The organism is Streptomyces sp. HmicA12 (genome assembly GCF_000373565.1).
Classification (GTDB): Bacteria; Actinomycetota; Actinomycetes; order Streptomycetales; family Streptomycetaceae; genus Streptomyces.
The window spans coordinates 123,665-143,205 of record NZ_KB891803.1; the positions used below are offsets into that span (position 1 = coordinate 123,665).

Below are 19,541 nucleotides of genomic sequence, written 5' to 3' on the forward strand. Positions count from 1 at the left end.
CGTTCGGCGCCGCCTCAGTCCTGCGCCAGTTCGAAGATCCCGTAGCCGAACGCGTCCGCCGTGACCGCCGTGCCGTCCGCGGCGAGCCGCACCCCGTCGACCTCGACGGGCCGCGCTCCGGCGAGCCGGGCCGCCGCGCCACCGGATGACCAACTCGCCTCCGCGCGGCCCGGGTTCACGGCCACGAGGAACCGATCTCCTCGTACGTAGACGAACGGATGGCCCTCGCCCAGGACCTGGACCGGTGCCCCGTACCCGAGCGCCACGGTGGACCTGCGCAGCGCGACGAGGCGGCGTACGAGGTGGAGGAGGGAGGTCTCGTCGGCGCGCTGCGCCGCCACCGAGGGGCGGTCGGGCGCCGGGTCGAGCGGCAGGTAGAAGCGGTCCTCTGGAGCGGTCGAGAATCCGGCGCCGGGGCCGTCCTCCCACTGCATGGGGGTGCGTGAGCCCGCCCGGTTGTAGCGCGGGCCGAGAACGCTGCCCTCCTGGTCGGGCAGGCCCGGCACATAGCGCATGCCGATCTCGTCGCCGTAGTAGATCGCCGGGAGCGTCGGCCAGGTGAGCTGGAAGGCGAACGCCGCCGGGAGCTGATCGGCCGTGCGCGGGCCGCAGTTGAGGCGCGAGAAGTCGTGGTTGGCGGTCGGCAGCGCGACGAAACCCGTGTCGCCGAGCGCCGACGCCGCCTGGTGCCAGGCACGCACGAACGGCTGCGGCGAACCGTGCCCCGAGGCGTCGAAGAAGCAGTCCAGGGGGTCCCAGGACTCGTCCGTGGTGCCCGTGCCGTTGCTCCACAGCGAGCGCATCGGCAGTCCGTTGGCCGGACCGCCGAACTGCAGGAAGAAGTCGGCGTGGAACCCCGCCGGGACCGAGACCTCCGGGTCGCCCCACTCCGAGAGCAGCACCGCATCGGGGTGGGCTCGGTCGAGCCACTGGCGAAGCTCCGTCCAGATCGCGGCGGTCTGCCGCTTGCCCGGATCGTCCTTCACCAGCGACGCGGCCATGTCGACGCGGAACCCGGACAGGCCGAGGCGCAGCCAGTGGTCCATGATGTCGCGCAGCGCGGCCCGGTTGGCGCGCGGACCCTCCGCGTCGACCGGCCGGCGCCACGGCTCGGCCGAACTCGGCCGCGCGTAACCGAAGTTGAGGGCGGGCTGCGAGTCGAAGAAGTTCGGCAGATAGCCGCCGGGACGGCTGCCGGGGGAGGCGACGAAGCCGGCGGGGACGCCCTCGGAGGTCCAGATGTAGCGGTCGTCGCCGGGGTCGTCCACGGCGGCGCGGAACCACGGATGCTCGTCGGACGTGTGCCCCGCGACCAGGTCGAGCAGGACGCGGATACCGCGCCGGCCCGCCAGGTCGACCAGCTTGGCCAGGTCGTCCGCGGTGCCGTAGCGCGGCGCGATCGCGAGATAGTCCGCGACGTCGTAACCCGCGTCCCTGAACGGCGACGCGAAGCACGGGTTGATCCACACCGTGTTCACGCCCAGCCAGGCCAGATGGTCCAGGCGCTCGGCGATGCCCGCGAGATCCCCGATCCCGTCCCCGTCCGAGTCGGCGAACGACTGCGGATAGATCTGGTAGAACACTGCCTCGGCGAGCCAGGCCGGGGCGGGACGGAACGGCGCTGCGTCGGGCATGAGGTCGCCAACTCCCTTGATGTCCATGGAAGTCGAGCGTACGAGGGGTGCGGCGGAGCCCGGAAGAGGGCATCGAGGTGTGGGGGCGGCCTCCGGGGCGGGGGCGGCTCAGGTGTGCGGGACGACCGCCACCGGGCTGGTCGAGTGGTGCACCACGGAGTGCGCGGTGCAGCCCAGATGGGTCGAGTCGGCGCGCCGCCCGATCACCGTGAGGCTGGCGCCGGTCGACGCCTTCAGCAGATGGTGGCCCGGCTGTCCGTAGAGCAGTCGCTCGGTCACGGCCACCTCCGGGTACTTCGCCCGCCAGGCCTGCAGCGCGCCCGACAGGGCCAGGCGGCGCAGCGTCTCACGGCGGGCCGCGTCGCCGCCCGGCAGCGTGTCGCCGAGAGTGTCGGCGCGCAGCGGCGGCAGCGCCCAGGCGTGCACGGCGTGCAGCGGGGCCGCACGCAGGGCCGCCGCCTCGAAGGCGTAACTGAGGATCTCGTCGGCGGGCGCGGTCACGTCCAGGCCGACGACCACCGGCCGGAAGGCGCCTTCCGGTGTGTGCTCGTCCTGCGGGAGCGCGCCGGCGCGCACCAGGACGACCGGGCGCGGAGCCCGGGCCGTCACGGCGAGCGAGACCGAGCCGACGAGGAACCCCGTGTACCCGGTGAAGCCGCGCGAACCGAGCACCAGCGCCTCGGAGTCCGTGGCCGCGTCGAGCAGCGCGGCCGCCGGTGGCCGCGGGCTCCTGCGGGCCAGGAACTCCAACGACGGGTGTGTGTAGGAGAGGTGGAGCGCCGTCCGGTCGAGGACGGTGCGGCGCGGCAGGTCGACGTCCGGCGGCAGTGGCGCGAGCCGCTGCCCGCTCTCTGCGTGCACCAGGCGCAGCGGCAGGCCGCGGCGCAGGGCCTCGCGGGCCGCCCAGTCCGCGGCGTCCAGGCTCTCGCGCGAACCGTCGGTCCCGACGCTCAGGACGCGGATGCTGGTCATGACGGAAACCCCTCCAAGGCGGTGACGCGGACGGTGTACTCCGGCGCGAGTTCCACGCAGGGGCGGCGTCAGTCGTGCGAACGCGGCGCGGACGGCGCCCCGATGCCGGAACCGGGTGCGACGGCGGATCGGGTGCTCTCGGACGCTCCCACCGAGTGCGCCCCTGCAGGGAGAGGCGAACCGGCCCTGCCCGGCGGGACGTTCGGCCCCTGTGCCGGGTACGGGCGCCGCGTCAGCGTGGGCGCACGGTGCTCCCGGCGGAAGACGGGCCGGGCGGCGCCGGGGCCCGCGACCGCGGTGATCCGATCCGACAGGTCCCAGGCCGCCCGACAGATCACGCGGAGGCGGCGATGACGACGTGCAGGACCGTACGGCGTGCCCACGGCAACCCGCTGCGTCGCAGGTCGGATGTGATCGAGGCCTGGGCGGCGCTTCTGCTCGGACTGCTCGCCCTGCTGGTCGCTCCCGCGGCGGGCGCGGTGGCCGGCTGGGCCGCGCACGCGGAGGCGGTCCGGCACGCCCGTGAACAGACGGCCGCACGCTATCCGGTGCGGGCCCGACTCCTCGCCGACCTGCCCGAGGTGAGTACTGCCCCGGACACGTCCCCGGGCCGTCTCAGCTACCCGGTCGTGGTGCGCTGGACCGACCCCGCGGGCACCGTCGCCACGGCGGTCGCCCCGGTCCCCGTCGGTCTCGTCCGCGGCGACCGCACCACCGTCTGGCTGGACTCCCGCGGTGACGTCACCACACCACCGTGGGACACCGACGACATCTGGTCCCACACCCTCGCCACCGCCCTGTGCGTCGCTCTGACCACGGCGGGCCTCGCCGCCCTGGCCCGGTACACGCTGCGCGCGGTGCTCGACCGGCGCCGCTTCGCCGCGTGGGACCGCGAGTGGCGGCGGCTGGGGTCGGGCGGCGGTCACCGCGCGGTGTGAGACAGGACCGGAGCGGCTCCGAGAGGGGCCGGAGGCGGGGCGCTGGCGGGCCGTGCGACGGGCGGGATCCGACAGGCCCCGGCCCAGAGCCGTTCGGCCCCTGGTCGGCGGGGGTCCGGCCCCGCATCGTGGTCGTATCGCACGACGGCAGTCCGGAGTGCGGATGAGTCACCGGCCTGGCCGGGCGCCGCCGATCGCCCGGCCCGCGGTGGCCTTTCCGCCGGACGGGACGTGTTCCCTGCCGCCGGTGCGGTGCCGCCGGTGCGGTGCCCCCGGAAGGAGGCAGCCCCATGACGACCACCACGGCCCCGCGCATGAGCCAGACCCTGCCCGAGGTACACCGGGGCCGGCTGATGCGTATCGCCCGTGACGTGGCCTTCCCGCAAGGTGCGCGGCTCTTCGAAGAGGGGTCGCACGCCGACCGGTTCTGGATCGTGCGCAGTGGCAGCGTCCAGCTCGACCCGCGGGTGCCGGGCCGGGGCGCGCCGGTCGTCGAATCGCTGGGGTGTGGTGAACTCGTGGGCTGGTCCTGGCTTTTCCCGTCCCATGTGTGGCAGTGGGGAGCCCAGGCCGAAACCCCGGTGCGCGCCGACGAGTTCGACGCGTTCACCGTCCGCCTGATGTGCGCGTCCGACCCCGGGCTCGGCTGCTTCGTCGCCCAGTGGGTCGGCCAGGCCCTGGCCCACCGCCTGACGTTGTCCCGCGGTCGGCTGCTCGACCTGTACGCCCCCTATGGCTCGGGGGTCGCGCCGTACGGAGAGCCGTACGGAGAGCCGCACGGACAGGGGCGGTCGGCATCGCGGACGACTGTCCCGTAGAGGGCACGATCGGGGCCGTTCGGCCCTGGCGGATCACTCCTCACGGCCTCAGGATCTAGGGACAACGATCCGAGGGGGCCCGTCATGTCGCCGCCACGCACCTTCACCGCGGACCGTCCTGTCCGCATCCTGCTCCTCGACGACCACGAGGTGGTCCGCCGCGGACTGCGAGACCTCCTCGGCGCCGAGCCCGACATGGAGGTCGTCGGGGAGGCGGCCACCGCCGCGCAGGCCCTGGCCCGAGGGCCCGCGCTCCGGCCGGACGTCGCCGTCCTCGACGTCCGGCTGCCCGACGGCGACGGCATCACCGTCTGCCGCGAACTGCGCACCCTGCTGCCCGAGGTGAGCTGTCTGATGCTCACCTCGTTCGACGACGACGACGCGCTGCTCGACGCCATCATGGCGGGCGCGGCCGGCTACGTGCTGAAGCAGATCAAGGGCTCCGACCTGATCTCCGCCGTGCGTACCGTCGCCTCCGGCGAGTCGATGCTCGACCCGGCGACGACGGCCCGCCTGATGCGCAGCCTGCGCGGACCCGAGCACGAACCGTCGGCGAACGGCGGGCCGCCCGAGACACAGGTCGCCGAACTCACCGACAGAGAAAGGGACATCCTCGCCCTCGTCGGCGAGGGCCTCACCAACCGGCAGATCGGACAGCGGCTCTTCCTGTCCGAGAAGACCGTGAAGAACAACATCTCGCGACTGTTGGCCAAGCTGGGGGTGGAACGACGCATCCAGGCCGCCGTGCTCGCGACCCGGTTGCCGCCCCCCAACCGCATCTGACGATCCGTCAACTATGCCTGTCGAGAGGGACTTTCCACTCCAGTCGGGTACCGCCGTCCTCTCGCGGCACGGCGGTGAGCGTGCCACCGCGCCCGTCGGCGCGGGCCGCGAGGTTGGCCAGGCCGCTGCGGTGGGCGTCCGGTTCGGTCGTGATGCCGACGCCGTTGTCGAGGATGCTCAGGGTGACGGTGCCACCCCGGACGATCAGGGCGACCTCGGCCGACGAAGCCCGCGCGTGCCGGGCCACGTTCGTGAGCGCCTCGCCGAGCACGGCCAGCACGTCGTCGGCGACCGGCCGCGGCACGTCCACGTCGACCAGCCCCTCCATCCGCAGCGCCGGAGTGAACCCGAGCACGCGCGCCGCCTCCTCGACGGCCCGGACGACCCGGACCCGAAGGCCCGCCCCCGTCGGTGGGGCGTCGCGCTCGCGCAGGCCGAAGATGGTCGACCGGATGATCTTGATGGTGGTGTCCAGGTCGTCCACGGCCCGCATCAGCCGTTCCGCCGCCTCCGGGTGCTGCACGAACCGCTGGGCGCTCTGCAGCGTCATGCCCGTCGCGAACAGCCGCTGGATCGCCAGGTCGTGCAGGTCGCGGGCGATCCGGTCGCGGTCCTCGAGCAGGCTCATCTGCTCCGCGTCGCGCCGCCGGTCGGACAGCTCCAGAGCGAGCGTGGCCTGTCCGGCGAAACCCGCCAGCGGCGCCAACTCGGCGCTGGAGAAAGGCACGTGCTCCGCCTGCCGGGCCAGCATCAGCACCCCGCGCTCGCGGTCCGTCGTGCCGAGCGGTATGGCCACGGCGGGCCCCAGACCGTCCCACCGGGCGGGCTGGTACGTGATCCGGGGGTCCTTGCGGATGTCTTCGGAGGTGGTCAGCTCGCCCGCGGCGAGAGCGGTCCCGGCGAACGTCCCCTTGCGGGGCACCCTGACGTCGTGGTGCGCGTCGGCGTGCCGGCCCAGGGCGAGCGTCTCGTGCAGTTCGTCGCGGCCGGGGACGACGAGCGCGATCACCCCGAGGTCCGCGCCGGTGATCTCCCGCGCCCGCTCCACCATCAGCCGCAGCACCTGGGTCTCCTCGGTGCCGGACAGCAGGCTGCCGGAGAACTCGGCGCTCAACTGCATCCAGCGCTCCCGCAGTTGGACCTCCTCGTACAGTCGGGCGTTCTCGATCGCGACGCCCGCCGCGGCGCCGAGGGTCTGCAGCACGGCCACGTCCTCGTCGTCGAAGTCGCCGCCGCCGCGCTTCTGCGTCAGATACAGGTTCCCGAACACGGTTTCGCGGACCCGGATCGGCACCCCCACGAACGTGTGCATCGGAGGATGGTGCGGCGGGAACCCGGACGACGCGGGATGCTCGGCCAGTTCGTGCAGCCGCAGTGGCTCGGGGTGCCGGATCAGCTCGCCGAGGAGGCCGTGCCCGGACGGCAGATCACCGATCCGTGCCCGTAGTTCGTCGTCGATGCCGACCGGCAGGAACTGCGAGAGCCCGCGCCGGTCCTCCCCGATCACCCCGACGGCCCCGTACTCGGCGTCGACCAGCACGATGGCGGCCTCCACGATGCGCCGCAGCACCTGGGAGAGATTCAGCTCCTGACCCACCGAGAGCACGGCTTCGAGCAGTCCTTGCAGGCGATTGCGCGTACCGCGGACGGCATCGATCCTGACCTGGAGTTCTTCGAGCAGTTCGTCGAGCCGCAGCCGGGGCAGTGGTCCGGGCCCCTGTGCCTCCGCTACGCCCATGCCACCTCCGCCAGACGTAGAACCCGCGTGCTGTCTCTCACGGTAGCGGCTGTACGCGCCACGACGACCTGCTTCGTCACACCTCGAACCGCGGAACGCCGACGTCCGCCGCGGGCCGCCCGACGGGAGCCACGCCCCTGGTGCGGGAGGCGGCGGGCGGTACGAGACTGCATGTGTGGGCTCCTGGTCGGGAGGCGGTGTGCGGAAGCGCCGTCATGGCACCACCTCACCTCAACCGCCGCTGCATGTACGCACTTCACGGAAATCGTCACACACCGCGCCGGTCTGACTACACTTCCCCGGGTCATACCCCCGCCGGGCACCCCCCCACCTCGTTCCGGCGCCGCTTCGGAAGGCCCCTCATGACCGCCCGTCCGTCCTCGCGCACGCCCCCACCGGACACGGTCGGCGCCCTGGCCGTCAGCGCCCGCAGGCTGACCGCGGGTGGCGACAGGAGCGGCTCCGCCGGGTCCGGAGGCGATCTGCACGGTGTCGTCGACACCCCCTTCGGTACCCGGCTGGTGATCGGCGACGTCATGGGCAAGGGCCGGGAGGGGGCCCGCACCGCCCGAGCGGTGCTGGACGCCTGGCGTCAACTCGCCATGCATCAAAGCTCGTTGGAGGTACTCGCGGTACGCCTTCACTCCCTGGTCGTGCACTCCGCCGAGCCCGACCGTTTCGTCACCGCGGCCCTGCTCACCGTCGCCCCCGACGGTTCGGCCGACCTCGTCTGCTGCGGTCACCCGCCACCCCTGCTGATCCGCGGCGGCGGCGCGGTGCCCGCAGCCGTGCCCGCCCCCGCGCCCCCGCTCGGTCTCCTCGACCTCGCCCAGGGCTGGTGCGCCGCCCAGCCGGTGCCCGCGCGCGCCTGGGACCGGATGCTGCTGCACACGGACGGGGTGAGCGAGGCCAGGGACGGCGACGGCGCCTTCTACCCGCTCGCCGAGCGCGCGACCGAACTGGCGGCCCGCCCGCTCGCCGCGTTCACCGCGGCCCTCGCCGCCGACCTGATGCACCATGCCCGCGGCCGGCTCCAGGACGACGCCACGCTGCTCGCCGTGGAGACGGCGCCCGGACTACCTCGTACGTAATCGCACTCCGGGAACGCTCCGGGCAGGCTGGCCGCACGGCACACCGGCCACCAAGTACCCGCCTCCCGGGGGAGAACCGCGATGCCCTTCTTCGACACCACCACCGACGGCACGCTCCTGCACCACATCGACTACGGCCCCGCCGACGGACCGGTCCTCGTCTTCGTCAACAGCACCTACTTCGGTACGGAGATGTGGGAGCGCCAGATGCTCCCGCTCGCCACCGACGGACACCGCTGCGTGGGCTTCGACCGGCGCGGACACGGCCGCAGCGACGACGTCTGGGGCGGCTTCGACCTGGACACGCTCGCCGACGACCTCGACGCGCTCCTCGTCCACCTCGACCTGCGCGACGTGACGCTGGTCGGACACTCCGTGGGCTGCGCCGAGATCGTCCGGTACCTGACCCGGCACGGCAGCGGGCGCGTCGCCCGGATCGCGCTGGTGTCGGGCGTCGTCCCGGGCTTCGTGCGCACACCGGACCACCCCGACGGACTCGACCCCGAGGTGACACGGGCGGCCGCCGACGCGATCCGCCGCGACCGGCACGCCTTCTTCGCCGACGGCATCGACGGGTTCTTCGGGGTCGGCCTGCCAGGCAACGACATCTCCCGGCCGCTGGCCCGTCACCTCGCCGACCGCTGCGCCGTGGCCACCGCTCGCGCCGCGACGGGTCTCGCCGACCTCATGACGGATCTCGACGTCACCGCGGAACTCAAGGACATCGACGTCCCCGCGCTCGTCGTGCACGGCACCCACGACATGTCCGCCCCGGTGGAGCTGACCGGCCGGCGCACCGCCCGGCTGCTGCCGGGCGCCGACTTCCGGCTCTACGAGAACGGTGCCCATGGTCTGGTCTTCACCCACGCCGACCGGCTGAACGCGGATCTGCGGGAGTTCATGGCAGGGTGACCCCGCGCCACGGCCTCCGGATCCGGTCGCGACAGGTCTCCGTTTAGCAGGTGAAGGCACGGGCAATCGCGCAAGTGTCCGGTTGTATCCCGACCCGAGGAGCCTGTGCCGATGTTGCTGGCCCACCCCGCCCTGCTGGCCGATCTCGTCGGCGAGTACGAGTCCCTCAGCGCTCTGAACGCGAAGGGCGGCGGGCCCGAGGCGCGCCGCCGTCTGGACGACATCGCCTACACGCTGTGTGTCGCCACCGGTACCCGGGACATCGACGTCGCGGTCGTCGCGGCCCGGCACCGGCTGCCCGGTGCCCGGGTCCACGACGACTCGCTCATCGGGGCACCCCGGCCCCGCTCGTCAGGGGTATGACACGACCGTCGACGGCACGGTGTCGGACCCCGAGGTCGCGGCGCCGATGTCGTTGACGACGTGGTCGTACTGGCCCTTGCCGCCCAGCGAGACCACGAGCAGGTCGTGGAACTTCACCCCGGACGTGTTCGGCGCGGCGAAGCCGTGGCCCTGGCGGATCGTCGGGTCCACGTTGTAGAAGCAGTACGAGCCGAGACCCCAGCCCTCGTGCGTGGTGACGGAGTCGCCGACCTTGTACGCGGCGAACCCCTTGGTGTCGCCGTTCTGGATCGCGGCCTGGTTCGGGGCGTCGTACGCCTTCTCGTTCTGGAAGAAGATCGTGCGGCCGCGCTCGCCGAACCACTGCACGTCGTACTTGTTGAAGTGCTCCACGAACAGGCCGGTCATCAGCACGTCGTCGCCGTTGACCACCACGCCGTAGTCGGCGCGGTTGGTGTCCCAGCCCACCCCGTCGCCGTGGTCGGCGCGCCACACCCAGGTGTGGTCGACGATCGTGTGGTTCGCGTTGACCACCAGGCTGGTGGTCGCCTTGCCCGCACCCGCGCCGCCGATCCGCACGAACACGTCCTGCACGGTGATCGGGTCGGCGGAATGGTCGGCGGAGGCCCCGTCCGGACCGACCTCGATCAGGGTCGTCGAGTTGACAGTCCCCGCGTCCACGAGGAACCCGGCCAGCCGCACCCCGCTGACGTCGGCCACCTTCACGGCCGTCGCCCCGCCGTCCGGGATCAGCGTCGCGTACCCGAGCCCGAGCACGACGGTGCCCTCACGCTTGACGTCGATCGGTGCGTCCAGGTGGTAGACCCCGGGCGTGAGAAGGAGGTTGAGGCCCTGCGTCAGCGCGGCGTTGAGCGTCGCGGCGCTGTCCCCGGGTTTGGCGACGTAGAACTGGTCGAGCGACAACGATGTCCCGCGCGGGGTGCCACTGCCCCAGGTCACACCGCGGGCGTTCGTCCGCTTCTCCGGGAGGAACACCTTGTAGCCGGCGCCGTCCAGGTACAGGAACGGCTTCTCGCGCGAGACGGGCGTGGAGTCCAGTGTCGTGTACGGCGGGTTGGGGTAGCTCTGCGCGGGCGCGCCCTCGACACCTGAAAAGACCATGTTCCAGACGGCGTTGAGCCAGCCGCCCACCGACGAGTCACGCGTGTACCACTGCTGCTGCGAGTACGGGCCCACCGAGCCGTCGATCCGGCTGTCGGCGATGTAGCCGCCGCTCGCCCAGCCGTACCCGTCGGGGGAGAGGTTGAGGCCGCCGCGCACATGCATCCGGCGGAACGGGGCCGCCTGTGCCACCGCCCACCGGTTCGTCCCGCTGACGGGCACGAGCGCGAGGTTCTCGGCGCTGCGCCAGAAGTTCTGCGTCGCGTTGCCGTCGAACCAGCCCGCGTCGACCGTCACGTCACCGTTGATGGTGGTGTCGTCGGGGGAGAGGCCGAGGCCGGATATCGAGGTGTAGAAGCCGAGTTGGGCGTTGAGGTCGTTGTACGTGCCGGGCTTGAACAGCAGTTGGTAGCGGCCGCCGCCGAACTGGGCCGACTCCTGCTGCTGGAAGATCTCGTCCAGCTTGGCCTGGATGCCGGGTGTGGACGGATCGAACACGATCACGTTCGGGCCGAGGTCGCCGCCGGCGGCGAGCTTCTCGACCGGTGCGGCCTTCCGGGGGGTGGCGGCGTCCGCCGTGGCCGTGCCGAGCGCGGGCAGCGCCGCCGACGCGGCGACCGCGCCGAGGACGGTGCGGCGGGACAGGGATGGGGGGAACTGGGGCACAGCGGCTCTCCTGGTTCATGAAGTGAACGAGTGGGGGTGTGGGAGCGCTCTCCTGGCGACGCATGCTTCAGGTGTGTGAATCCGACGTCAAGAGTTGTGACCGAAGTTCACGGGAAAGTCGGGGCGCGGTGCCAACAAAACACCCAGAAGCGGCAGTTGGGGTGCGTGCGAGGCAAGGTCGGACTTCAGGAAATGTCAGAAAGGGCTTTCTCTCTGCTGGTTCCTGTGTGGTCCCTGCGGCCCCCGTTGACACACGAGGAAGCACCCCATACGTTCCGCCCCGGAGCGCTCTCCTTCCGGAACTCCGTGCACACACAGTGACCCCGTGACCCCGTGAAGGAGAGACATGCGCCGTCCCCTCCTGCTGCTCGGCACCACCGCGGCCCTGGCCGCCCTGGCCCTCGCCCCGCAAGCCGTCGCCGCACCCCCCACAGCCGCCGCGGCGGCCGCCGACTGGAACACCGATCTGGCGGCCGCCGCGTACGCGGCCAACCCCGCCTCCGTCACCGCGTCCGGAAGCGAGAACGCCGGCACCGCACCCGGCGCCGCCGTCGACGCAAACGCCAACTCCCGCTGGTCCAGCGACTTCTCGGACACCGCGTGGCTGCGCGTCGACCTCGGAGCGACGTTACGCATCGACCGCGTCACCCTCGACTGGGAGGCCGCCTACGGCAAGAGATATGTCCTCGAAGTCTCCAAGAACGGCACCGACTGGGAACCCTTCTACACGGAGGACTCCGGCACCGGTGGCAGCGTCACCGCCCACACCCATCCGCAGGAGGTGACCGGCCGCTACGTCCGGCTCCGCGGCATCGAACGCGCCACCCCGTACGGCTACTCGCTGTATTCCTTCAAGGTCTACGGCGGCGCTCCCGCCCCCGCCTCCACCACCCGAAGCAACCTGGCCCTGCACCATCCCGCGTACAGCAATGTGTACCAACACGCCGGGAACTCACCGGCGTTCGTGACCGACGGTGGCTGGCCCGCCGACCTGAAAGCCGACCAGACCCGCTGGTCCAGCGACTGGAACGCGAACCGCTGGGTCTCCGTCGACCTCGGCGCGGTCTCCACCGTCAGCAGCGTCGACCTGTACTGGGAGGCCGCGTACGCCGTCGACTACGAAGTCCAGGTCTCCGACGACAACAAGTCCTGGCGCACGGTGTACCGCCCGAGCGCCGCCGAGATCGCGGCCCGCCGTGCCGACGTCAAGTCCCCGGGGGACGCGACCGGACGCCACGACACCGTCCAGTTGCCCACCCCGGCCACCGGGCGCTACGTCCGCATGCTCGGCAAGGAACGCCGATCGTTCTACAATCCGGCCCCGGCCACCGCCCAATTCGGCTACTCCCTCTACGAGTTCCAGGTCTGGGGCACGGGAGGCAGCGCGGCGGCCGCGTACCCGAAACTGCCCGGCGAGCAGTCGGGGACGTACCGCACGACGTTCTTCGACGACTTCACCGGCGCCGCTCTCGACCGCTCCAAGTGGCGCGTCGTCAGGACCGGTACGGAGATGGGCCCGGTCAACGGCGAGTCCCAGGCCTACGTCGACTCCATCGACAACATCCGCACGCAGAACGGCAATCTGGTCCTCGCCGCGAAGTACTGCAAGGGCTGCACACAGGCGGGCGGCACCTACGACTTCACCTCGGGCCGCATCGACACGAACACCAAGTTCGACTTCACGTACGGCAAGGTGAGCGCCCGCATGAAGCTGCCGGTCGGTGACGGTTTCTGGCCCGCCTTCTGGATGCTGGGCAGCAACGTCGACGACCCGTCGGTGTCCTGGCCGGCCTCCGGCGAGACCGACATCATGGAGAACATCGGCTACGGCGACTGGACCAGCTCGGCGCTGCACGGCCCCGGCTACTCCGCCGACGGCAACATCGGCGCGCTCCAGCACTATCCCGACGGCGGGCGCGCCGACCAGTGGCACACCTACGCCGTCGAATGGACGCCGACGGGGATGCGCTTCACCGTCGACGACAAGCTGGTGCAGTACACCTCGCGCAGCAAGCTGGAGTCCACGCGCGGGCAATGGGTCTTCGACCACAACCAGTACGTGATCCTGAACCTCGCTCTCGGCGGCGCGTACCCGGCCGGCTGGAACAAGGTCTCCCAGCCGTACTGGGGTCTGCCGCAGTCCAGTGTCGACGCGATCGCGCGGGGCGGCGTCCAGACGGAGGTGGACTGGGTGCGGGTGGAACAGAAGGGCTGAGGCGCCGGGGGCAGCTCTGCCGCAAGGGAGGCCGCGCGAGGAACATGCCTTCAGGCCGCGTAGCTGCCCCGGCCGGTGACTTCCGCGTGCAGCACCTCTTCGGCGCGGGTCGCCGAGGGCTGCCACTGGGTCGTCACCGGCTCCCACACCTCGAGCCCGGCCGGCGCGCCGAGCGTCAGCGCCTGGAAGGCGCGGCCGTCCTGGTCGGGCGAGGCCGCGACCCGCACGGACGTCACGACGCGCGCCTGCTCGGCGGCGTCGTCGGAGTCGGACAGCGAGCGGACCGCCGCGTACACGGTGTCGTGCGCGCCCAGCGTCCGGCCGCCGTGCGGGACCGCGGGCACCGGCAGCGCGGCCCCGTCCAGCTCGCCGTACGTCACGGTCGGGACCCGGTCGACGACACAGTCCTTCGCCGTGTCGTTGCGCACGCTCAGCATCAGCACCCCGTCGGTCGCGTCGGACGGTTCGGCCCGCACCGTCAGGTCTAGCTCGGCGCAGCGCGGCAGGGCGGCAGGAGTGGCGGCCGGGGCGCCGGCGAACGCGACCGGAGCGACCCCGGCGGTCAGTGCGAGGGCGGCCGCCGCTGCGGCGGTGACGTGGCGTACACCCATCGAATACTCCTCAGACCCCTCAGCATCCCGGGGCACCCGGGACTATGTCGCAATACGGACATTCGAGGCTATCGTGCGCGTCCGGGTCCGCGCATGCCCGCGACCCCGGGGGTGCAGTGACCGCAAGTTTGCACGGTGTGCAAGAATCCCGGACGTGACCACCTCCGACCAGCAGCAGGGCGCTCCCGCCGAGGGCCTGCGCGCACGCCGACGCCGCGAGACGCGCGCCGAGCTGCACGCCACGACGCTGCGCCTCGCCCGCGAGCTCGGCTTCGCGCGCGTGACGGTGGAGATGATCAGCAAGGAGGCCGGGGTCTCGCCCCGTACCTTCTTCAACTACTTCCCCAGCAAGGAAGCCGCGCTGTTCGCGCTGCCCGGCACCTTGCCGCCCGCCCTCGCCGACCGCTTCGTCGAGGGGGAGGGGCAGGACACCGACGCCGTTCTGCGCGACCTCGGGGACGTCCTCGCCGACCATCTCCAGGAGGCTGCCCCGGCGCCCCAGGAGCTGGAGGACACCCTGCGCATCGCCGAAGGTGTGCCGTCCGTGCTCGCCACCTTCCTCGCACACCTCGAGGCGGTCGAGCGGGACCTCGCCGACACCGTCGCGCGCCGCACCGGCACCCCGGCCGACGGCCCGGAGGCCGACCTCATCGCCGGGATCGCCATGGCGACCATGCGCAGCGGCCTGAAGCGGTGGTCCGCGCTGAGCGACCACCGTGACGGCCCCGCCGCCCACGTGCGCGAATCCTTCGCCGCGCTGCGCGCCCTGCTCGGGCAGGGCCCCGTGAAGTAGGCGCCCTCCCGTGTGACCGACCTCCCCCGCCGCGGTCACCCACGCACCTCTCCCCGAACCCCGCAGCACCCGCAGGACCCGTACGCGGCAACCGCTCTCCCTACCGCCGCGCGGGCGCAGCCAGACCTGATCCACTCGCACACCACCATCGGAGAAGCACGCAATGACGCACGCCCCCGCACCCGAGGGCATCGACACCGGCCCCGAGCCCGAGGCCGCCGACAACACGGTCAAGCCCGCCAACTTCGGGCTGATCTTCGCCGCGCTGATGCTGACCATGCTGCTCGGCGCGCTCGACCAGACCATCGTCTCGACCGCGCTGCCGACCATCGTCGGCGAGCTCAACGGCATCGAGCACATGGCCTGGATCACCACCGCGTACATCCTCGCCGCCACCATCGGCATGCCCGTCTACGGCAAGCTCGGCGACCTCATGGGCCGCAAGAACATCTTCCTGGCCGGCATAGCCCTGTTCCTGGTCGGCTCGGTGGTCTGCGGACTCGCCCAGAACATGGGCACGCTGATCGCCGGCCGCGCCCTCCAGGGACTCGGCGGCGGTGGCCTCATGATCACCTCGCAGGCGATCATCGCCGACCTGGTGCCGCCGCGTGAGCGTGCCAAGTACATGGCGCCGATGGGCGCCGTCTTCGGTCTGTCGTCCGTCGTCGGTCCGCTGCTCGGCGGCTGGTTCACCGACGAGCACTCCTGGCGCTGGGCGTTCTGGGTCAACCTGCCGCTCGGCGTGCTCGCCTTCTTCGTCGCCGTCGTCGCGATCAAGCTGCCGCGCAAGGCCGTTCAGGTCACCCTGGACTACCTCGGCACCGCGCTGATGGCCGCGGCCGTCACCTGCACCGTGCTGTTCGCCAGCTGGGGCGGCACGCAGTACGAGTGGGGCGACCCGCTGGTCATCGGGCTCGGCATCGGCGCGGTCGTCGCCTGGGTGCTTTTCTTCTTCGCGGAGAAGCGCGCCGACGAGCCGGTCATCCCGCTGCACCTGTTCCGCTCGCCGATCTTCAACGTGGCGACGCTGCTCGGCATGATCGTGATCGGCCTCGGCATGTTCGCGATCGTCGGCTACATGCCCACGTACCTGCAGATGGTCTACGGCAAGTCGGCCACGGAGTCCGGCCTGCTGCTGATCCCCATGGTCGTCGGCATCATGGGCACCGCCCTGCCGTCCGGCGCGATCATGTCCAAGACCGGCAAGTACAAGATCTACCCGATCGTCGGCACCGCCATCATCATGCTCGTCGCCTACCTCATGTCGACGCTCGACGTGTCCGACCCCGTCTGGCTCGTCTGCCTGTACGTCGGTCTCGCGGGCGCCGGCGTCGGTCTGATGATGCAGACGCTGGTCCTCGCCGTGCAGAACGACTTCCCGGGCTCCGAGGTCGGCACCGCCACCTCCGCGAACAACTTCTTCCGGGAGATCGGCGCGACCCTCGGCACCGCCGTCGTCGGCGCCGTGTTCGCCAGCCGCCTCACCGACAAGCTGTCCGCGAGCATCCCCGCCGAGGCCGCCGCCAAGGTCGGCGACAGCGACTCGCTGACCCCGGCGCTGGTGCGCGCGCTCCCCGCGGACCTGCGCGCGACGGTCGTCAACTCCTACCAGGAAGCGCTCGTCCCGATCTTCCTGTACCTGCTCCCCGTCTTCGCGGTCGGCCTGGTCCTCGCCTTCGTCCTGAAGGAGAAGCCCCTCGCCGACAACGACGACTGGCACGCGCAGAACGCCGCTCCCGGCGCCCCTGCCGCCGAGAAGGAGCCGGAACCGGTCGGCTGACCCACCCCCGGCCCGTCGTGCCCCTCGCCGCTCCGTGCGGCGAGGGGCACGCGTGCGTCAGTCCGCGACCAGCCACGTCCCGTCGCGCATCAGGTCCCGCTCCGCGAGCTCGTTCACCTCGCGCCACGCCTGGACGCGGACGGGACGGACCCGGAAGTACAGGTAGGGCGCCGTGCTCTCGCGCGGATCGAAACCGGTCTTCCCGGCGAACGCGTCGCCCAGTTCGGCCGACAGCTCACCGTCCGCGAGCACCTCCGCCGCGCCCTCGATGTGCACGACGTCCCGCGTCTCGCCGAGCCCCAGATGCACCTTGCCGGTCGCCACGAGATTGCGCGCCACCGGGTTCGTCGCCCGCGTCGAGACGAGCAGCACGCCGTCGTGCCACAGGAACGACAGCGGCATCATGTACGGGCTCCCGCCGTCCGGATCGGCCGTCGCGACCCACACGTCGACGTCCCGCTCCAGCCGGGCGAGAGTGTCCTGCTTGCGCTGCTTCGCCGAACGGGCGGGCGCGACCTCGGTCATGACGTCTCCTCGGGATCCTTTGTGTCCACGGCTTCTTTCGGGGCCGACCCACGCGCGACGGGCGCCGCGTAACACCGCACGGACACCCACCGGTCCGGCCCCCACTCCTGTTGACCGGTGCCGAGGAACACCCATCCGAGCCGCTCGTACAGGCCGATGGCCGCCGTGTCGGTGTCGACGACGTCGAGAACGGCCCGCTCGCCGTGCGCGCGGGCATGCTCGGTGGACCGTGCCAGGAGCAGAGCGCCGATGCGGTGGCCACGCGCGACAGGGTCGACGAACAGCCGGCTGACGACACCGACCTGCGTGCCGGGCACCAGCAGCCCGGGAGCGATGTCGCCCCCGTCGGGCCGGACCAGCGCGATGTGCCCGACGACCCGCTCGTCCCACCGCGCGACCCACGCCGTTCCGTACGTGTCCCCGCCGAGCCAACCCGGGGGATCGGCGGGCCAGTCGGTGGGGTAGCCGTCCTCGCGGTGCACGGCGCGCAGCACGGAGACGCACGCCGGGAGGTCGGTGCGGTGGCGCTCGCGGACCAGCGGGCCGTGCGCCGAACCTCGGATCTGCATGGGCTCATCAGATCACGTCCGCCCCTCGCCGGTCACCGGCCGGGCGGCGGACCTGGGCCGTCGCGTATCCTCCGGGCCGTGCGGAAGCTGACCGACCGACTCGACGTGGCCCCGAGCGCCACGGCCCCTGCGCTTGTCCTGCGCCGCTGGAACCTCGCGGACGCCGCCGAACTGATCGCGGTGGCCCGGGACGCGGCGCTGCGCCGGTGGGCCCCTGTGCCGGTGGACGACGAGGCGAGCGCCCGGCGGTGGATCCGGGCGCAGGAGCGTGGCTGGGAGACGGGGGAGCGGCTCGCGTTCGCGGTCACGGAGCCCCGAGTCGGCGACGGGGCAGGGCTGTTGGCCGGCTACGTCGTGCTGAAGCGGGCCGTGCCGGACGCGCCGTCCGCCGAGGTCGGCTACTGGACGGCGGCGCACGCGCGGGGTCGCGCGGTGGCCCCCAGGGCACTGGACGCGCTGACCCGCTGGGCGTTCGACGCCTTCGCCGGGGAAGGGCTTCGACGGCTGGAACTCTTCCACAGCGCGAGCAACGAAGCCTCCTGTCGGGTCGCGCAGAAGAGTGGCTTCGCGTGGGCCCGGGATGTGCCCCCGCTGCCACCGGAGTTCCCCGAGCACGGGCACCTGCACGTACACCCGAGGGGCCCTGCGGCGTCCCGCTGAGGCCCGGCGGTTCAGTCGGCGCACGTACGCGGGAGAGCGCTCTCTCGACAATTTCTCAGCAACCCGAGATGCGCCCTTCCGGCGCGGCACAGGGCTGACCTGCGGCGGCAACTCCGTTACGCATGAGCTGATTTGGCGCACCGTTTAACAAGACGTTCACCGAGTCTTGACGGGCTCGCGTCATGGCCGCAACACTGCGGGACGTGGGAGAGCGCTCTCCGGCCTTTTCCCGCTACCCCCCAACAACCCTGCATCGCAGGAGGTCTCCATGGCCCGAAGAGCAAGAACCCTCTCGGCGGCCTTGATATCCGGCGCCATCGCCCTCACCACGCTCGGTGTGGGAGGCGTCGCCATGAGCGCCAACGCGGCACAGGAGCCGGCGAGCCCGCAGCAGAACACGGCCGCCGTCTCCCACACGGGACACGTGATGGCGGCCTCGACCAAGGCGTCCGGCGACGATGCGGACGGCGACGGCTACATCCCGGCGAACCCGCCGGTCACCGGCGTCCAACCGTCCGACAAGGAGCCGCCGCACGCCTACTTCCACGAGTTCCAGGCGCACTGCACCGTCACGCACACCAGGCCCGACGACCCGATCGTCTACCCCGGGCAGGCGGGCAAGTCCCACGACCACACGTTCATGGGTAACAAGACGACCGACGCCAACAGCACGACCGCCTCGCTCGACAGCGGCTCGACGTCCTGTCTCGCCCCCGGTGACAAGTCCGGCTACTGGATGCCCACCATGCTCAACGGGGACAAGCCGGTGCTCCCGGTCGGCGAGCAGACGATCTACTACAAGGCCGGTGTCACCGACTACACCAGCGTGCGGCCCTTCCCCAAGGGGCTGCGGTTCGTGGTCGGCAGCCCGATGCAGACCGCGCAGGAGTTCCGCAACCACCCCGGCTTCGTCGAGGGATGGGAGTGCGGGACGAGCTACTTCAACGTGGACTTCCCCAAGGACTGCCCCACGACGCCCGACACCCAGGTCAACATCCGCTTCCAGGCGCCCAGTTGCTGGGACGGCCAGTACCTGGACACACCGGACCACAAGAGCCACATGGCCTACCCGGTGGTGAAGGCCGGCACGAACAACAACGTCTGCCCCACCGACCACCCGGTCGCGCTGCCGATGATCGAGTTCAAGATGGCCTTCCCGGTCAACGGTGATCTGTCGCAGCTCAGACTGGCCAGCGGACCCAGCTACTCGTTCCACTACGACTTCTTCAACGCCTGGGACGACCGGACGCTGAAGGCGATGGTGGACCACTGTGTCGTCGGCGGTCTGCAGTGCGACCCGCGCGGCTACGACCAGAACCACCCCGAGAAGGGCGCCGCGCTCAACGAGCACTACGAACTGCCCTGACCGCTG

Annotated in this window: 18 protein-coding genes; 11 read left to right on the forward strand and 7 right to left on the reverse strand. The window is 71.7% G+C overall.

Annotated features, from left to right (window positions below; genetic code table 11):
• Positions 1–14: 14 nt before the first annotated feature.
• Positions 15–1,634 carry an alpha-amylase family glycosyl hydrolase gene (locus B072_RS0112615; RefSeq protein ID WP_018530310.1) on the reverse strand — a complete coding sequence of 540 codons (1,620 nt, stop codon included), beginning with the start codon at positions 1,632–1,634 and terminating at the stop codon, positions 15–17.
• 108 nt (positions 1,635–1,742) lie between these two features.
• On the reverse strand, positions 1,743–2,606 hold the full coding sequence (locus tag B072_RS0112620; RefSeq protein WP_018530311.1) for a universal stress protein: 864 nt from the start codon (positions 2,604–2,606) through the stop codon (positions 1,743–1,745).
• Positions 2,607–2,956: 350 nt separating this feature from the next.
• Between B072_RS0112620 and B072_RS43070 the strand changes: the two genes are divergently transcribed.
• The 3 genes from B072_RS43070 (at position 2,957) to B072_RS0112635 (ending at position 5,145) form a co-directional block, all read left to right on the forward strand.
• The gene (locus tag B072_RS43070; RefSeq protein ID WP_063746442.1) at positions 2,957–3,544 is read left to right on the forward strand and encodes a hypothetical protein; all 588 of its coding nucleotides are present in this window, start codon (positions 2,957–2,959) and stop codon (positions 3,542–3,544) included.
• Positions 3,545–3,834: 290 nt separating this feature from the next.
• Positions 3,835–4,362, forward strand: a complete 528-nt coding sequence (locus B072_RS0112630) for a Crp/Fnr family transcriptional regulator (RefSeq protein WP_018530313.1) — start codon at positions 3,835–3,837, stop codon at positions 4,360–4,362.
• A gap of 84 nt (positions 4,363–4,446) precedes the next feature.
• The gene (locus tag B072_RS0112635; RefSeq protein ID WP_018530314.1) at positions 4,447–5,145 is read left to right on the forward strand and encodes a response regulator; all 699 of its coding nucleotides are present in this window, start codon (positions 4,447–4,449) and stop codon (positions 5,143–5,145) included.
• A 7-nt stretch (positions 5,146–5,152) separates the two neighbouring features.
• Here the strand turns inward: B072_RS0112635 and B072_RS0112640 are convergent, their stop codons facing one another.
• On the reverse strand, positions 5,153–6,883 hold the full coding sequence (locus B072_RS0112640) for a GAF domain-containing protein (RefSeq protein WP_018530315.1): 1,731 nt from the start codon (positions 6,881–6,883) through the stop codon (positions 5,153–5,155).
• A 362-nt stretch (positions 6,884–7,245) separates the two neighbouring features.
• Between B072_RS0112640 and B072_RS43075 the strand changes: the two genes are divergently transcribed.
• From B072_RS43075 to B072_RS0112660, 3 genes are all read left to right on the forward strand, one after another.
• The gene (locus B072_RS43075) at positions 7,246–7,974 is read left to right on the forward strand and encodes a PP2C family protein-serine/threonine phosphatase (RefSeq protein ID WP_018530316.1); all 729 of its coding nucleotides are present in this window, start codon (positions 7,246–7,248) and stop codon (positions 7,972–7,974) included.
• A gap of 81 nt (positions 7,975–8,055) precedes the next feature.
• Positions 8,056–8,886, forward strand: coding sequence for an alpha/beta fold hydrolase (locus tag B072_RS0112655; RefSeq protein ID WP_018530317.1), 831 nt, complete (start codon positions 8,056–8,058; stop codon positions 8,884–8,886).
• 111 nt (positions 8,887–8,997) lie between these two features.
• The gene (locus B072_RS0112660) at positions 8,998–9,249 is read left to right on the forward strand and encodes a DUF5133 domain-containing protein (protein ID WP_018530318.1); all 252 of its coding nucleotides are present in this window, start codon (positions 8,998–9,000) and stop codon (positions 9,247–9,249) included.
• Here the strand turns inward: B072_RS0112660 and B072_RS0112665 are convergent.
• Positions 9,238–11,016 carry a hypothetical protein gene (locus tag B072_RS0112665; RefSeq protein WP_018530319.1) on the reverse strand — a complete coding sequence of 593 codons (1,779 nt, stop codon included), beginning with the start codon at positions 11,014–11,016 and terminating at the stop codon, positions 9,238–9,240. The two genes, B072_RS0112660 and B072_RS0112665, sit on opposite strands and share 12 nt — an antisense overlap.
• A 346-nt stretch (positions 11,017–11,362) precedes the next feature.
• On the opposite strand from B072_RS0112665, the gene B072_RS0112670 reads away from it, so the two are divergent.
• Positions 11,363–13,231 carry a discoidin domain-containing protein gene (locus B072_RS0112670; protein ID WP_018530320.1) on the forward strand — a complete coding sequence of 623 codons (1,869 nt, stop codon included), beginning with the start codon at positions 11,363–11,365 and terminating at the stop codon, positions 13,229–13,231.
• A gap of 50 nt (positions 13,232–13,281) precedes the next feature.
• On the opposite strand, the gene B072_RS0112675 is transcribed toward B072_RS0112670, so the two are convergent.
• Positions 13,282–13,842: a DUF4232 domain-containing protein gene (locus B072_RS0112675; protein ID WP_018530321.1), complete on the reverse strand. Its 561-nt coding sequence runs from the start codon at positions 13,840–13,842 to the stop codon at positions 13,282–13,284.
• 154 nt (positions 13,843–13,996) lie between these two features.
• Here B072_RS0112675 and B072_RS48120 point away from each other — a divergent pair, with 154 nt between their 5' ends.
• Positions 13,997–14,635, forward strand: coding sequence for a TetR/AcrR family transcriptional regulator (locus B072_RS48120; protein WP_018530322.1), 639 nt, complete (start codon positions 13,997–13,999; stop codon positions 14,633–14,635).
• A gap of 163 nt (positions 14,636–14,798) precedes the next feature.
• The gene (locus B072_RS0112685) at positions 14,799–16,415 is read left to right on the forward strand and encodes an MDR family MFS transporter (protein WP_018530323.1); all 1,617 of its coding nucleotides are present in this window, start codon (positions 14,799–14,801) and stop codon (positions 16,413–16,415) included.
• Positions 16,416–16,472: 57 nt separating this feature from the next.
• Here the strand turns inward: B072_RS0112685 and B072_RS0112690 are convergent, their stop codons facing one another.
• Both B072_RS0112690 and B072_RS43080 read right to left on the reverse strand, forming a co-directional pair.
• A complete protein-coding gene (locus tag B072_RS0112690) occupies positions 16,473–16,940 on the reverse strand; it encodes a pyridoxamine 5'-phosphate oxidase family protein (protein WP_018530324.1) in 468 nt (155 codons plus the stop codon).
• On the reverse strand, positions 16,937–17,509 hold the full coding sequence (locus B072_RS43080; RefSeq protein ID WP_018530325.1) for a GNAT family N-acetyltransferase: 573 nt from the start codon (positions 17,507–17,509) through the stop codon (positions 16,937–16,939). The genes B072_RS0112690 and B072_RS43080 overlap by 4 nt, the downstream gene beginning before the upstream one ends.
• Positions 17,510–17,587: 78 nt before the next feature.
• Between B072_RS43080 and B072_RS0112700 the strand changes: the two genes are divergently transcribed.
• Both B072_RS0112700 and B072_RS0112705 read left to right on the forward strand, forming a co-directional pair.
• A complete protein-coding gene (locus tag B072_RS0112700; protein ID WP_018530326.1) occupies positions 17,588–18,169 on the forward strand; it encodes a GNAT family N-acetyltransferase in 582 nt (193 codons plus the stop codon).
• Between the two features lie 268 nt (positions 18,170–18,437).
• Positions 18,438–19,535: a DUF1996 domain-containing protein gene (locus B072_RS0112705; RefSeq protein ID WP_026245756.1), complete on the forward strand. Its 1,098-nt coding sequence runs from the start codon at positions 18,438–18,440 to the stop codon at positions 19,533–19,535.
• Positions 19,536–19,541: the final 6 nt, after the last annotated feature.